General features: G+C 69.8%; 10 protein-coding genes and 1 pseudogene. 6 read left to right on the top strand and 5 right to left on the bottom strand.

Features of this window, described 5'->3' with window-relative positions; translation table 11 throughout:
- Positions 1-7 precede the first annotated feature (7 nt).
- The 5 genes from kdpB to DDF67_RS05585 all read left to right on the top strand — a co-directional run bounded on the left by kdpB (position 8) and on the right by DDF67_RS05585 (position 7,004).
- The gene (gene kdpB / locus DDF67_RS05605; protein WP_109099950.1) at positions 8-2,080 is read left to right on the top strand and encodes a potassium-transporting ATPase subunit KdpB; all 2,073 of its coding nucleotides are present in this window, start codon (positions 8-10) and stop codon (positions 2,078-2,080) included.
- 117 nt (positions 2,081-2,197) lie between these two features.
- Positions 2,198-2,983: a transporter gene (locus DDF67_RS05600; protein ID WP_109099949.1), complete on the top strand. Its 786-nt coding sequence runs from the start codon at positions 2,198-2,200 to the stop codon at positions 2,981-2,983.
- Between the two features lie 18 nt (positions 2,984-3,001).
- Positions 3,002-3,580, top strand: a complete 579-nt coding sequence (gene kdpC / locus DDF67_RS05595; RefSeq protein WP_109099948.1) for a potassium-transporting ATPase subunit KdpC — start codon at positions 3,002-3,004, stop codon at positions 3,578-3,580.
- 111 nt (positions 3,581-3,691) lie between these two features.
- Positions 3,692-6,304 (top strand): DUF4118 domain-containing protein, encoded by a 2,613-nt coding sequence (locus DDF67_RS05590; RefSeq protein ID WP_233247557.1) that lies wholly within the window; start codon positions 3,692-3,694, stop codon positions 6,302-6,304.
- Between the two features lie 7 nt (positions 6,305-6,311).
- Positions 6,312-7,004, top strand: coding sequence for a response regulator (locus DDF67_RS05585; RefSeq protein ID WP_109099946.1), 693 nt, complete (start codon positions 6,312-6,314; stop codon positions 7,002-7,004).
- A 353-nt stretch (positions 7,005-7,357) separates the two neighbouring features.
- On the opposite strand, the gene DDF67_RS05575 is transcribed toward DDF67_RS05585, so the two are convergent.
- Positions 7,358-7,816 carry a response regulator gene (locus tag DDF67_RS05575; RefSeq protein ID WP_233247552.1) on the bottom strand — a complete coding sequence of 153 codons (459 nt, stop codon included), beginning with the start codon at positions 7,814-7,816 and terminating at the stop codon, positions 7,358-7,360.
- Positions 7,817-7,907: 91 nt separating this feature from the next.
- The gene (locus DDF67_RS05570) at positions 7,908-8,696 is read right to left on the bottom strand and encodes an SGNH/GDSL hydrolase family protein (RefSeq protein ID WP_109099943.1); all 789 of its coding nucleotides are present in this window, start codon (positions 8,694-8,696) and stop codon (positions 7,908-7,910) included.
- Between the two features lie 368 nt (positions 8,697-9,064).
- Here DDF67_RS05570 and DDF67_RS05565 point away from each other — a divergent pair.
- A pseudogene (locus tag DDF67_RS05565) lies at positions 9,065-9,886 on the top strand (UDP-glucose dehydrogenase family protein); the annotation flags it as partial.
- A gap of 141 nt (positions 9,887-10,027) precedes the next feature.
- Here the strand turns inward: DDF67_RS05565 and DDF67_RS05555 are convergent.
- The 3 genes from DDF67_RS05555 to DDF67_RS05545 are packed head-to-tail and all read right to left on the bottom strand — an operon-like array spanning position 10,028 to position 14,601.
- Positions 10,028-11,110: a flavodoxin family protein gene (locus tag DDF67_RS05555; protein WP_109099942.1), complete on the bottom strand. Its 1,083-nt coding sequence runs from the start codon at positions 11,108-11,110 to the stop codon at positions 10,028-10,030.
- Positions 11,111-11,164: 54 nt separating this feature from the next.
- Positions 11,165-12,337 (bottom strand): MFS transporter, encoded by a 1,173-nt coding sequence (locus DDF67_RS05550; RefSeq protein WP_109099941.1) that lies wholly within the window; start codon positions 12,335-12,337, stop codon positions 11,165-11,167.
- Positions 12,334-14,601 (bottom strand): TonB-dependent receptor, encoded by a 2,268-nt coding sequence (locus tag DDF67_RS05545; protein WP_109099940.1) that lies wholly within the window; start codon positions 14,599-14,601, stop codon positions 12,334-12,336. The genes DDF67_RS05550 and DDF67_RS05545 overlap by 4 nt, the downstream gene beginning before the upstream one ends.
- Positions 14,602-14,677 lie beyond the last annotated feature (76 nt).

The raw sequence follows: 14,677 nt of genomic DNA, 5'->3' as shown, positions 1-14,677 counted from the left end.
CACTTCCATGACAACCTATGAAAATGCAGCGGGCGAGGGCGCCCGGCGCAAGCCGGCCAGCCTCGCCGGCGGCCTCTCGACCCCGATCCTGGCCCGCGCGGCCAAGGACGCCTTCCTCAAGCTCGACCCGCGCAAGCTGACCGGAAATCCGGTGATCTTCGCGACTTGGATCGTGGCGCTGCTGTCGAGCGTCTCGGCGGTCGCCGCCATCGCCGCCCAGCAGTCGGCCGGCTTCGCCGTTCAGGTCTCGCTGTGGCTCTGGGCCACCGTGCTCTTCGCCAACCTGGCCGAGAGCGTGGCCGAGGGCCGCGGCAAGGCCGCCGCCGACAGCCTTCGGGCCGCCCGTGTCACCACCAAGGCCAAGCTGATCATCGACGAGCAGGCCGGCACGATCATCCCGACCCCGGCCCACAAGCTGGTTCCCGGCGAACTCGTGCTGGTCGAGGCCGGCGACGTGGTCCCTACCGACGGCGAGATCGTCGAGGGCATGGCCAGCGTCAACGAGGCCGCCATCACCGGCGAAAGCGCGCCGGTGATCCGCGAAAGCGGCGGCGACCGTTCGGCGGTGACCGGCGGCACCACGGTCGTCTCCGACTGGATCAAGGTGCGGGTCACGGCCGCGCCGGGCTCGACCTTCCTCGACCGCATGATCGCCATGGTCGAGGGCGCCGACCGCCGCAAGACGCCCAACGAGATCGCCCTGGCCGTGCTGCTGGCGGGCCTGACCCTGATCTTCCTGATCGCGGTGGTCACCCTCCTGGGCCTGGGCAAGTTCTCGGGCGTGGCTTTGGACCCGCTGGTGCTGGGCGCGCTGTTCATCACGCTGATCCCGACGACCATCGGCGGGCTGCTCTCGGCCGTCGGCATCGCCGGCATGGACCGCCTCTTGAAGGTCAATGTGCTGGCGACCTCGGGCCGCGCGGTGGAAGCCGCCGGCGACGTCGACACCCTGCTGCTCGACAAGACCGGCACCATCACCTTCGGCAACCGCATGGCGACGGAAGTCATCGCCGCTCCCGGCGTGCGTCCCGACGCGGCCCTGCGCGCCGCGGTCATGGCGTCGCTGGCCGACGAGACGCCGGAAGGCCGCTCGATCGTCGAGCTGGGCCGCCAGGCCGGCCTCTCCCTGGAGTCCCCGGCCGGCGCGACCGCCATCCCGTTCAGCGCCGCGACCCGCCAGTCGGGCCTCGACGTCGACGGCCGTTCGTGGCGCAAGGGCGCGGTGGACGCGGTCTATCGCAGCCTGGCCATCGATCCCAAGCTGATCCCCGGCGAGGTGATGGCGGCCGTCGACCGCATCGCCCGCTCGGGCGGCACGCCGCTGGCGGTCAGCGAGGACGGCGTGCTGGTGGGCGTCATCCACCTGAAGGACGTGGTCAAGCCGGGCGTGAAGGCCAGGTTCGCCGACCTGCGCCGCATGGGCCTGCGCACGGTGATGATCACCGGCGACAACCCGGTGACCGCCGCCGCCATCGCTTCGGAGGCCGGCGTCGACGATTTCCTGGCCGAGGCCACCCCCGAGGACAAGCTGCGGCTGATCCGCGCCGAGCAGGCCAAGGGACGCCTGGTGGCCATGTGCGGCGACGGCGCCAACGACGCCCCCGCGCTTGCTCAAGCGGACGTCGGCGTGGCCATGCAGACCGGCGCCCAGGCCGCCCGCGAGGCCGGCAACATGGTCGATCTCGACAGCGACCCGACCAAGGTCATCGAGATCGTCGAGGTCGGCAAACAGATGCTGATCACCCGCGGCGCCCTGACGACCTTCTCGATCGCCAACGACGTGGCCAAGTACTTCGCCATCATCCCGGCGATGTTCGTGGTCTCGCTGCCGGCGCTTGGCGCGCTGAACATCATGAAGCTGGCGAGCCCGCAGAGCGCGATCCTGTCGGCAGTGATCTTCAACGCCCTGGTGATCGTGGCCCTGATCCCGCTGGCCCTGAAGGGCGTGAAGTACCGCGCCATCGGCGCCGGCAAGCTCCTGTCGCGCAACCTGCTGATCTACGGCGTCGGCGGTCTCGTCGCTCCGTTCGTCGGCATCAAGCTCATCGACATGGCCGTCTCCGCCCTGGGGCTGGCCTGATGAACCGCCCGATCATCACGGACGTCGTCTTCGGCCTCGTGGCGATCGGGCTCGTCTGCCTGGCGGCCAATCTCGGCAGCCAGTGATTTCTCTCTTCCTGAAAGACGAAGAACTCCAATGCGCAAGTTTGCGTTTCTCGTGATCACCGCCTCGACCCTGGTCGCCACCGCCGCCTGGGCGGACGAGACCCCGATCTGCACCGACCGCCCGACCAAGGCCAACAGCACGTGCAGCGTGCCCAAGGGCGCCTGGCAGGTCGAGGCCGACGGGGGGAACTGGACGCAGGCGAAGGCCGGCGGGATCAAGGCCGAGACGACCGCCGTGGCCGCCACGACCCTGAAGTATGGTCTTTCCGACAGCAGCGACCTGCAGGTGACCTGGACGCCTTACCTTCAGGCCCGCGTGAAGGGGCCGGGCGTCGACGACAAGACCGATGGCGTCGGCGACGTGTGGGTCCGGTACAAGACCCGCGTCCATTCCGGCGACAAGGTGAGCCTTGCCCTGCTGCCCTATGTGAAGATTCCGACGGCGGCCAAGGGCCTGGGTAATGACGAGGTGGAGGGCGGCGTAGCCGTTCCGATCAGCATCGCGCTGGACGGCGCCACCCTGACCTTCGGGCCACAGGTGGACCTGCTGCTCGACGCCGACGGCGAAGGCCGCCACGCGACGGTGACCAATGTCGTCAACCTGGCCCGCCCGGTCACCGACCGACTGACCCTGGTCGGCGAGCTGTGGACCAGCAGCAACTTCGACCCCGCCGACACGGTGACCCAGGTTTCGGCCGACGTCGCCGCCGCCTATCTCGTCGCGCCGACCCTGCAACTGGACGCCGGCGCCAATTTCGGATTGAACCGCGACACCCCCGACGCGCAACTGTACGTCGGCGTCTCGAAGCGGTTCTAGGAAAGGAGCTGGAAGGTCATGATCTCGCACCTTCGCCCGGCCCTCGTTTCGATGGGCTTTTTCACCGTCCTTCTTGGCCTGGCCTATCCGCTGGCCATTACCGGCGTGGCCCAGGCCGCCTTCCCGGCGCAGGCCAACGGCTCGCTGGTCCGCGACGCCCACGGCCAGATCGTCGGCTCGGAACTGATCGGCCAGGCCTTCGCCAAGCCGGCCTATCTGCACGGCCGTCCTTCGGCGGCGGGCAACGGCTATGACGCCAGCGCTTCCAGCGGCTCGAACATGGGCCCGCTGAACGACAAGCTGATCGAGCGCGAAAAGACCGACGCCGACGCGCTGCGCGCCGAGTTTCCCGGCGCGGTCATTCCGGCCGACGCGGTCACGACGTCCGGCTCGGGCCTGGATCCGGACATCTCGCCGGCCTATGCCCGCCTGCAGGCCGGACGCATCGCGACCGCTCGCAACGCGCCGCGTGGCGAGGTGCTGGCCATGATCGACGCTGCCGTCAAACCGCCGCTGCTGGGCTTCATCGGCCAGCCGCGGGTCAATGTGCTGGACGTCAACCGGGCGCTCGACGCGCGCTTCCCGATGGTCGGCTAGCCGTTGGCAGGCGACCCCTCTTCATACCCCGAAAGGGGGCGCCCCGACCCCGAGGCGCTTCTGGCGGCCGCCAACAAGGCCCGCCGGGGGCGCCTCAAGGTGTTCCTGGGCATGGCTCCGGGCGTGGGCAAGACCTACGAGATGCTGCGCGCCGCCCGTCGCCGGAAGGCCGAGGGCCAGGACGTGCTGGTCGGGGTCGTCGAGACCCATGGCCGCCGCGAGACCGAAAGCCTGCTGCGCGGGCTGGAGGTGCTGCCGCGCCGTCCGGTCGACAGCCGGGGGCGCAGCTATCTGGAATTCGATCTCGACGCGGCTCTGGAGCGGCGGCCGAAACTGCTGCTGGTCGACGAGTACGCCCACTCCAACGCGCCGGGCTCGCGCCATCCCAAGCGCTGGCAGGACGTCGAGGAGATCCTGGCGGCCGGCATCGACGTCTGGACGACGCTGAACGTCCAGCACCTGGAGAGCCTGGTCGACGTCGTCCTGAGCATCACCGGCGCCCGCCAGCGCGAGACCGTGCCCGACAGCGCCTTGGCCCGCGCCGACGACATCGAGCTTATCGACATCACGCCCGACGAGCTGCGCGAGCGGATGGCGGCGGGCAAGGTCTATGTGCCTGAGACCGCGCGGCTGGCCTCGGAGAACTTCTTCAAGGTCGAGAACCTCACCGCCCTGCGCGAACTGGCCCTGCGGCGGGCGGCCCAGACGGTCGACGACCAGCTGGTCGCGGCCATGCGCGAGAAGGGCGTCGAGGGACCGTGGGCGGCGGGCGAGCGGATCCTCGTCCTGGCCGGCGGCGACGGCATGGCTGCGGGTCTGGTGCGCGCCGGCCGGCGGCTGTCGGACATGATGATGGACGCGCCGTGGACCGTGGCCCATGTGGAACGTCCCGACCGCCCGCCGCCGCCCGAGGCCGCCGCGGCCCGCACCCGCGAGGCGCTGAAGCTGGCCGAGCAGCTGGGCGGCTCGACCGTCGTGCTGACCGGGACCGACGTGGTCGCCTCGGTCATGGCCTGGGCCCGGCGCAACAACGTCACCCAGATCGTGATCGGCCGAATGGGGGGCAGGTCTAGGGATTCGCGCTGGCGCGAGCTGACCGGCCGCTCGCTGGCCGCCGCGCTGCTGCGCGAGGCGCGGGGCCAGGCGATCCACGTGGTCACCGGGGCGGACGCGGAGGGCGTGCGGGATTCGCAGGCGCCCAGGCCCCGCCGCCTCGACTGGCCCGCCTACCTGACGGCCGGCGGCTTCGTGGCGGCGGCCAGCCTGGTGGCCTGGGGGCTGGACACCGCCTTCGACCGGGTGGAGCTTGGGATGATCTACCTGGCCGCGGTGCTGGCGGCGGGGGTGATGCACGGCCTGCGTCCCGCCCTGGCGGCGGCGACGGCGGCCTTCCTGATCTACAACTACTTCTTTCTGGCCCCGCGCTACAGCCTGGCGATCGGCTCGCCCACCGACGTGCTGACCCTGATCGTGTTCTGGGCGGTGGCCCTGGCCACCGGCGGGCTGGCGGGACGGGTGCGCGACCAGGCGCTGGGCTCGCAGAAGCGCGCGGCGGGCGTCACCACCCTGCTGGCCGCCAGCCGCACCCTGTCGGCGGCCTCGGGCAAGGCGGCGGTGGCCAAGGCCCTGGCCGAGCAGGCGGCCGCCGCCTCGGGCGCGCGGGCCATTGTCTTCCTGCCCAGCGATGGAGAGCTGGCGCCGGTCGCCGGAGCGCCGGACTTCGCCGACCTCGGAACCGCGCCCATGGCCGCCGCCCGCTGGGCCTGGGAGAAGGGCGAGGCGGCCGGCGCGGGCACCGGCACCCTGCCGCAGGCGGCCTGGACCTTCTGGCCGCTGGAGGGACTGGGCGCCCGCGCCGGCGTGGCCGGGATCGAGGCCGGGGCCCTGGCCTCCGGCTCCGACGAGGAGCGCCTGCTGCTGGCCTTGCTCGACCAGGGCGCCGTGGCCCTGCAACGCGCGGAGCTGGCCGCCGGCGCTGTGGAGGCCGAGGCCCTGCGCCGCTCCGACCGCTTCCGCAACGCCCTGCTGAACTCCATCAGCCATGACCTGCGCACGCCGCTGACCACGGTGCTGGGCGCGGCCACCACCCTGATCGACTACGGCGACAAGCTGTCGGCGCCGGCGCGGCTGGACCTGGCCATGGGCGTCAAGGAAGAAGCCGAGCGCCTCAACGGCTACGTCGCCAACCTGCTGGACATGACCCGCATCGAGGGCGGCGGGCTGAAGCTGCGCACCGACTGGATCGACGTGCGCGACGTGTTGGCCGCCGCGTGCGACCGCGTGGCCCGCCGGCTGGACGGCCGGGTGCTGACGCGCGACTTCCTCGAGACGCTCAGCCTGGTCCAGGCCGACCCGAGCCTGCTGGAGCAGGTGGCGGTCAACATCCTGGAGAACGCCATCGCCTATAGCCCGCCTGGCGCGCGCATCGAGGTCGCCGCCTACGAGGACCGCGCCCACGTGGTGATCAGCATCGAGGACGAAGGGCGGGGCATTCCGCCTGCCGACCTGGAGCGCGTGTTCGAGAAGTTCCGCCGCCTGCAGGAGCCCAGCGACCGCTCGGCGAACGCCAGCCAGGGCGTGGGGCTGGGTCTGGCGATCGCAAAGGGCTTCGTCGAGGCCATGGGGGGGCGGATCGCCGCCGCCAGCCCGATCCACGACGGCAAGGGCACGCGGATGCTGATCAGCCTGCCCAAGGGCGTCGAAACGCCCCACCATCTGCTATGAGCCGATCATGAGCGCGCTTCGCCCCCGCATCCTGGTCATCGACGACGAGCCGCAGATCCACCGGTTCCTCGGCCCCGCGCTCGACGCGGCCGGCTATGACCCGCTGCGCGCCGACGGCGGCCAGGAGGGGCTGCGCGGCATCGCCCTGTGGTCGCCCGACGCCGTCGTGCTCGACCTTGGCCTGCCCGACATGGACGGCAAGGCGGTGCTGGAGAAGGCGCGGGCCTTCTATGACGGGCCGATCCTGATCCTGTCGGCCCGCGACCGCGAGATCGAGAAGATCGAGGCCCTGGACCGGGGCGCCAACGACTATGTGGAAAAGCCGTTCGGGGTGGGCGAACTGCTGGCCCGGCTGCGCGTGGCCCTGCGCCAGAGGGCGGCGACCCAGGCGCCGGTCGGTCCGATCCGCGCCGGGGCCGTGGAGCTGGACCTGGAAAAGCGCCTGGTCACCCGCGACGGGGCGGTGGTGAAGGTCTCGCCGCGCGAATACGAGGTGCTGGCGCGCCTGGCCATGGGGCGCGGCAAGGTGCTGACCCACAAGGAGCTGCTGACCTCGGTCTGGGGGCCGGCCCACATGCACGACACCCAGTATCTGCGGGTGTTCGTCGGCCAACTGCGGCAGAAGCTGGAAGCCGACCCGGCCCATCCGAAGATTCTGCTGACCGAGCCGGGGGTGGGGTACCGGTTCATCGCCGATTGAGGCCGGAGCGGAAATCCCGTCACGCCTGCCGCGACGGTGATCCGGCCGTCGCCGCCATCAGGTCGACTGGTCTCGTTTCTCTTTTTCTTTCTTCGCCTGGTCGTGATGCCATTTGATGGAGAAGAACATTCCGACCCCCAGAACCAGGATCTTGAGGGGGAAGAAAACTATAGGAAACCAATCTACCCAATTCACAATGTTGCTCCAGGCGGGCGTCGGAAACCAAGGCGCATCGCTTTTCCAAGGACCGGGCAGCCCTACCAATTTTGGTCGCTCAGGTGTCGTGGACAAAGTGTCCAAGCGGGACGGTCGGCTTGAGGCTTATCTCCCGCCTCTGGGCGAGTGCGGGTGAGCTAGCGAGTTCCCCGCCGGATCGCCGCCGCCTCCTTCACGCGGATCAGCAGTCCTGGAATGTCGAGCGGCTTGGCTAGGTGGCCGTCCATGCCGGCGGCGAGGAAGGCTCTGATTTCGGAAGGCGGGGCGTCGGCGGTGAGGGCCAGGATCGGCACGGCGCCGGCCGGTGGGGGCAGGGCGCGGATGGCCCGCGCAGCCTCCAGGCCGTCCATGCCCGGCATGCGCACGTCCATCAGAACGACGTCGAAAGCCCCGTCGCGTACTGCCGCCACGCCCGATGCGCCGTCGGACGCGCCGGTGACCAGATGACCGGCCGCGCCCAGGACGGCTTCGGCGAGGGTGCGGTTGGCGGGGGTGTCGTCGACGACCAGGATGCGTAGAGGACCCGTCCGTCGCTTCGGCCTCTTGGGTCGGGCGGCGCCGTCGGTCGCGGGGAGCGGCGTCGGCAGGGCGGGCATCGCGGAACGTCCAGCTTGGCCGGGCGAGACTGGGTCCGCGCGGGGCGCCGCGCAAGCATCCTGAGGCTGCATCGCCGGTCGGCGGGCCGGGCTATTCGACGCGGATGTGCTGCGCCAGGGCCTGGGCGATGGCCAGGTTGGCCCGGTCGTTCAGGTGCAGGCCGTCGTACTGCAGCGGCGCGCCGATATCGGCCAGGGCGTGTGCGGCGTCGACGGCCTTGACCCCCGTGCGGGCGGCGACCTGGGCGGCGGCTTCGCGGAAGGGGTCGAGCCTGGCTTGGGTGTCGCGGGCCGAGGCCGGCGGCGGCAGCAGCACGATCACCTGGCCGCCGTCGTCGAGGCGGCGGCGGACCAGGGCTTCCAGCAGGCTGGCATAGACCTTGACGTCCAGAGCGCCGGGCTTGCCGCGCACCTTGGCGTCGTTGGCGCCGTACATGATGATCGTCAGGTCGCCGGTCGGCTCGCGCGCCCAGCGGGTCAGGCCGTCCAGGGTCTGGTCGCCCGGCTTGCCGTGGTTGACCACGGCGACCTCGCCGCCCAGCAGGTCGCGCAGGGTCTCGGGATAGGGCTTGGGGCTGCGCGGCGAGGGCGAGCCGTTGATGCCGGGAATCGACTCGCCCCAGCGCTTGAAGCCGTAGGTCAGGCTGTCGCCCTCGCAGACGATGACCGCGCCGCGCCTGAGGCGCACGGGCTCGCCCGGCGCGGCGTCCAGCTTGACGACGGTGCGGGCCGCGGCGCTGCCGGTCGGGCGCCATTGGGGCAGGGTGGTCTGGAACCACGCCGCCGCCAGGCCAAAGCCCAGCACGATCCCCACGCCCAGGCCAGGCAGGAAGAACCGCGAGTGCTTCAGGTCGTGCAGATAGGCGGCGAGGGGGCTCATTGGGTCGGCCTGTTAAGCATGTTCGATGGGCGACTCGAATGCGCGTTTGAAGAGCTTGCCAGCTTTTTCCGCATAGAGCGCCGCGCCTACGGTCAAGGTAAGTATAATTGTTGCTCGAACCCTGCTCTTTTTATCATCAGGGTGATTAATGCCCCTTATAGCCAAGTTTGACAGGCGTTCCGATCCCGGACGGTTGATCGCGTGATTGCATGGTCCCGTCGTCGGGCGCCACAAACTTTGGCCACATAAAAATTTCTTTTTAATAGTCATCAGTTGGTGATTGCGCTTCGACACGGAATGTCGAATTACAATCACTCGATGTTTTTGTGCCGCCGGCTGGGCGGGGCTCTTGTTGAGCAGGGGATAACATGCGCGTAGCGATGATTGGCACGGGCTATGTGGGCCTGGTGTCTGGGGCGTGCTTTGCGGACTTCGGTCACGTGGTGACGTGCATCGACAAGGATCCGCGCAAGATCTCGCGGCTGCTGGCCGGGGAGATCCCGATCTACGAGCCGGGCCTGGACGACCTGGTGGCCCGCAACGTGCGCGAGGGCCGGCTGTCGTTCACCCTGGAAGGCGCCCAGGCGATCAAGGACGCCGACGCGGTGTTCATCGCCGTGGGCACCCCCACCCGCCGCGGCGACGGCCATGCCGACCTGTCCTACGTCTACGCCGCCGCCGAGGAGATCGCCGGCCTGATCGACGGCTTCACGGTCGTGGTCACCAAGTCGACCGTGCCGGTGGGCACCGGCGACGAGGTCGAGGCGATCATCAGGCGGGTCAATCCGGCCGCCCAGTTCGCCGTGGTCTCCAATCCCGAGTTCCTGCGCGAGGGCGCGGCCATCGAGGACTTCAAGCGCCCCGACCGCGTGGTGGTCGGCGCCGAGGACGAGCGCGCCCAGGCGGTGATGCGCGAACTCTATCGCCCCTTGAGCCTCAACGAGACCCCGATCGTCTTCACCGGCCGCCGCACCAGCGAGCTGATCAAGTACGCCGCCAACGCCTTCCTGGCGATGAAGATCACCTTCATCAACGAGATGGCCGACCTGTGCGAGAAGGTCGGGGCCGACGTCCAGCAGGTGGCCAAGGGCATCGGCCTGGACAAGCGCATCGGGGCCAAGTTCCTCAACGCCGGCCCCGGCTACGGCGGCTCGTGCTTCCCCAAGGACACCATCGCCCGGAATCGAACCGGGGTAAACGGATTTGCAGTCCGGCGCGTAACCACTCCGCCACCGGGCCACCGGGTCGACACGCTTGCGTCGGCGAAGAGGGGGTCTGGCTATCAGAGGTCGGCCGGGCTCGCAATGGCCAAACTTGCTTATCCCCACGCTTTACTTCTGGCGGGGCGGTTTCAGGGCGCGGCCAGCCATCAGCAGGGTTCCGGCGTGGTTGGCGTGGGCCGCCTCGGCGAGGGTGCGGGCGGCGTTGCGCACCTCTTCCTGGATGGCCTGGTCGGCGTCCAGCGCCTCGTGATTGGTGGCGTAGGGCTGCCAGTAGCCGATGTAGCGGTCTAGCTCGGCGTTCACGCCGGCCGGCACGAGGTCCATGAACCGCAGCCAGTCCGACAGGCTGCGGCGGACGTTCTCGGCCCCCTCGACATCGCCATGGACCACCACCGAGAACACCCGCCCCTTCAGGTGCTTGGGATAGTCCCAGCCGGCCAGCTCGACGGCCTTGGCCTCGTTCGCGTGCTTGCCGTGGGTGAGGGTGGGGTCGGGATTGCCGCCGTCGGCGCAGACCAGCCGGTCCATCATCAGCTTCAGTGGCGAACTGACCTGGTACCAGTTCACCGGCGTGATGATCATCACCCCGTGGGCCTCGACCCACAGCGGGTAGATTTCGTTCATCCAGTCGTCGACCTGGCCCAGTGAATAGTTCGGGTAGCACGAGCACGGCCAGTGGCAGAGCGGGGCGGCGGTCGAGAAACAGGCCTTGCAGGGGTGGATCGCGCGGCCGAATTCGGAAGCCAGGCGCGACAGGTCCAGGGTCTCGACCGTGATGCCGTCGGCCTCGAAGACCTCGCGGGCCAGCTCGGCCAGGCGGAACGACTTCGACATCTCGCCAGGGCAGGTGTGTTCGCTGCGGGACGAGGCGTTGACGATCAGCACCCTGCAGGGACCGTCCCTGTCGTCGTGGCGGGCCTGGGCGGCGTCGAGGTCGGCCTTGGCGCGCAGCCAGTCGACGGCCAGGTCGTAGTTGGGGTCGTGAAAGTCCGCCCCGGCCTTCTGGGTGTGGGGCGACTTGCGGGAGTTGTCATAGGCGTCCCAGGCGGCGTCGGCGATGCGCGATAGCTCGGCCTGCAGGGGCTCGAACGCGGGGTCGACATAGCGGGCCAGGAACCGCCGTCGGAACGTCGCCTCGTCGAGCCTGGGGCTGGGCATGCCTTTTCTGGGCTCGGGCGTCGGCTTGGTCATCGCAGCTCCTGGCCGGCGCGTTGCGGGGCGCCGGACGGGGAGCCAACGGGACCGCTAAGCGCGCGGTTCCTTGCCACGGGTAAGGTGCAGGCCGGCGATCAGGGCCAGGGCGATGATCGCCAGGCCTTCGGCCAGATACGCCGCCGGGCGGACGTCGTGCTCGCTGACCAGCAGGGCCGCCAGCAGCGGTCCGGCCGCGCAGCCCAGCAGGCTGGCGCCGGGGCCGAGCAGGGCGGCGCGCCGGCTGGGGTCGGCCTCGATGGCCAGCGGCGTCAGGAACGGCGAGGCGAACAGCCAGGCGAAGCCGAAGACGCCCGAGGCGGCCAGGAACAGCGGCGCGGCCGGCATGGCGGCGAAGACCACGAGGCAAGCGGCCGCCGCGCAGACCCCGACGGTCAGCGACACGAACCACGAGATCCGTCCGGCCAGGGCCGTGGCCGCCGCGCCGCCCGCTACCTGAGCGGCCAGCGATATCGAGAAGGCCAAGCCCGCCGTGGTCGCCGGATGTCCGGACTGGCGAGACAGCGGCTCGGCATAGATCCACAGCGCCAGGATGAAGGCCTGGAAGCAGAAAACCGCCAGCAGGGCGACCCAGCCGCGCGGACTGGGCAGGCCCTTGGGGGCGTCCTCGGTCCGGGGCAGGGCGGCCCAGGCGCGCGGGATCAAGGCGCCGGTCAGGGCGGCCGAGGCGGCCAGCGCCGCCAGCGCCACGAAGCCGCCGTTGGGGCCGAACTGGCCGATGACGAAGACGGTCAGCCCCGCCACCACGGCCAGTTGGGCCAGGGTCTGGACGGTCAGGTAGATCCCCGACCAGCGGTCGGGTCGGGACGAGCGGACGATCATGCCGGTGACGATCCAGATCAGCGCTCCGGCCGGAAGGCCGGCCGCCGCCCGTGTCAGCACCAGCAGGCCGTCATGGGCGAAGGTGGAGGCCAGGTTCAGCGCCGCCAGGAAGCAGCCGCAGGCCACCGCCGCCAGTCGCAGCCGTCGGGCGCCAAAGACCGGCCCAAGCAGGGCCGCGCCGATCCCCATGGCCGCCAGCTCAGCCATGCCGGCCAGGCCGATCTCGGTGGCGGTCAGCCGGCCGGTTGCCTCCAGCCCGCCCAGCAGCAGCGGCCCGACGCCAGGAAACAGCACGCCGACGATCCCGATCCACAGCACCGCCAGGCGCTCGGTCAGGCTGGGCTTTGGCCCGATCCAGCCGCCTTCCGCCGCGGGGGCGCTCAATAGCGGGCCCGCAGATAGACGCCATAAGTGCGCGGCGGGCCCATGCTGAACACGTCGAAGCCCAGGCCCTCGACGGCGGTGATGTCGAGAATGTTGGTCGTGTCGAACAGATTCTTGCCCCACACGCCCAGTTCGTAGCGGCCGCCGTCCAGCTTCCAGCCCAGCTGGCCATTAACGTAGGTCCGGCCCTTGTCGCTGAGCCGCTCGGTGTTGGCGGTGTCGAAGAAGACCTTGGAGCGGTAGGTGAAGTCCAGCTGGCCGGCGAAGTCGCCGACCGGCAGCGGGTGCTCGTACCGGACCACGCCGTTGACGCTGGCCTTGGGGGCCGAGGGCAGGCGGTTGCCCGAATAGTCCTGCCCGACCGAGACGAAGTCCTTGTACTCGGCGTTCAGCAGGGCCGCGCCGAGGGTCAGGGACAGGCCGCGCACGGGCCGCGCCTCGATCTCGGCTTCGGCGCCGTACACGCGCGCGGCCGAGGCGTTGGTGAAGTACTGCACCGACAGGGCGCCGCGCTGGATCACGGTGTAAACCTGCAGGTCCTGGTAGTCGTAATAGAAAGCGGCCGCGTTCAGGCGCAGGCGGCGATCGAGGAACTCGCTCTTGGCGCCCACCTCGAAGGCGTCGACGGTCTCGTCGTCGTAGGGGCCCAGGTCCTCCGGCGCGGTGGTCTGGCCGGTGAAGAAGCCGCCGCTCTTGTAGCCGCGATTGTAGGTCGCATAGAGATTGGCGTCGTCGGTCAGGGCGTAGCGCAGGCCAAGCCGGCCCGACAGCGACTTGAAGGTCTTGTCGCCGTCGTAGGTGAACAGGGTCAGCAGGCCGTAGTCGACGTCGCTGACATAGTGGAAGCTCTTGTCGTCGACCGAATAGCGCAGGCCGGCCGTGAAGGTCAGGCGCGAGGTCAGGTCGTGATCGAGCTGGCCGAAGACGGCCCAGCTACGGGTCTTCTGGGTCAGCGGCCAGCCGAACACGCCGATGCTGGCGGCCGGGTCCATGCCGGTCGGGTTGTCGGGCGTCGGACTGCGCAGGTCGCCCAGCACATCGTAGCGGCTGTCGTTGGAGAGGTCGTCCCTGGCCCAGTAGAGGCCGGTCACCCAGCGGGTGGGACCCGTGCCGTTCGACTGCAGCCGGAACTCCTGGCTCAGCGTCTCCTGCAGGGCGATGTAGCGGGCGCTGATCACCTGCAGCGGGTTGGCGTCGGTGTCTTCCCAGTCGTCGCGGGCCGCGCGCTGATAGCCGGTGATCGAATAGAGGGTCATGTCGCCCAGGTCGTAGGACACGCTGGCCGTCGCCCCGAACAGCTTGACGATGTCCTTGCCCTCGAACCGGTAGTCGCCCTCGTAGAGGTTCGCGCTGGTGTTGGCGTAGCCCAGCACGTTCGTGCACTGGCCCGAGGTATAGAAGGCCGGCTTGCAGACGGCGTAGCCCAGGCTTGGGTCGAAGTCGCCGGCCGCCTCGGGCGTCTGGGCCACCAGCGAGCGGTTGTAGGTCCAGATCGAACCGCCGCGCGACTGGTTGAGGCTCAGCGACAGGTCGGCGGTCAGCTTGTCGTCGGGCTTGTAGCGCAGGGCCAGGCGCGTGGCCCAGCGGTTGGCGTCGTTGCCCTTGTTGCCGGTCAGGCGGTTGGTCGTATAGCCGTCGTTCTTGTCGTAGAGGCCGCTGATCCGGAAGGAGAGGGCGTCGCCGGCGATCGGTCCGCCGAAGCCGCCCTGGGCGTTAACGGCGTTGAAGCGGCCGTACTCGACGGCGATGTCGCCGCTCGGCGTGCTCGACGGCTTCCTGGTGACGACGTTGATCGCCCCGCCGGTGGTGTTGCGGCCGTAGAGGGTGCCCTGCGGCCCGCGCAGCACCTCGACCTGCTCCAGGTCGTAGAAGCCGGCCAACTGGGCCAGCGGCGAGGCCACATAGACCCCGTCGACATAGACGCCGACGGCGCTGGCCGTTCCGGGGTTGAAGTCGTTGACGCCGATGCCGCGGATGAACATGCGCGGATTGGCGGCGTTGTCGTCGGTCTTGATCTGCAGGCCGGGCGCCAGGCCCGACAGCGCCAGCACGTCGCCGACCCGCTGGTTCTGCAACTGGGCTCCTGTCATGGCGGTGACCGAGACGGGCACCTCCTGCAGGTTTTCCGCCCGTCTCTGGGCGGTGACGACGATCTCGTCGAGCGCCACGGGCGCGGCCTGGTCGGCCGTCTGAGCCCTGGATGAAGTCGCGGCCGCCATCAAGGCGACGGCCGCGACTCCGGCGAACACTTGCAGTCTGCGCACTACAAATCCCCCCGCATGTCCGTACGAGGAGGATGCTAGCTATAACTATCGTTTTGGCAAGCGGCGTTCGCCGACT

Origin of the sequence: Caulobacter endophyticus (assembly GCF_003116815.1) — a bacterium.
Classification (GTDB): domain Bacteria; phylum Pseudomonadota; class Alphaproteobacteria; order Caulobacterales; family Caulobacteraceae; genus Caulobacter; species Caulobacter endophyticus.
Note: the sequence above shows the minus strand (reverse complement) of the source record. Positions and strands in the feature narration are given on the sequence as shown.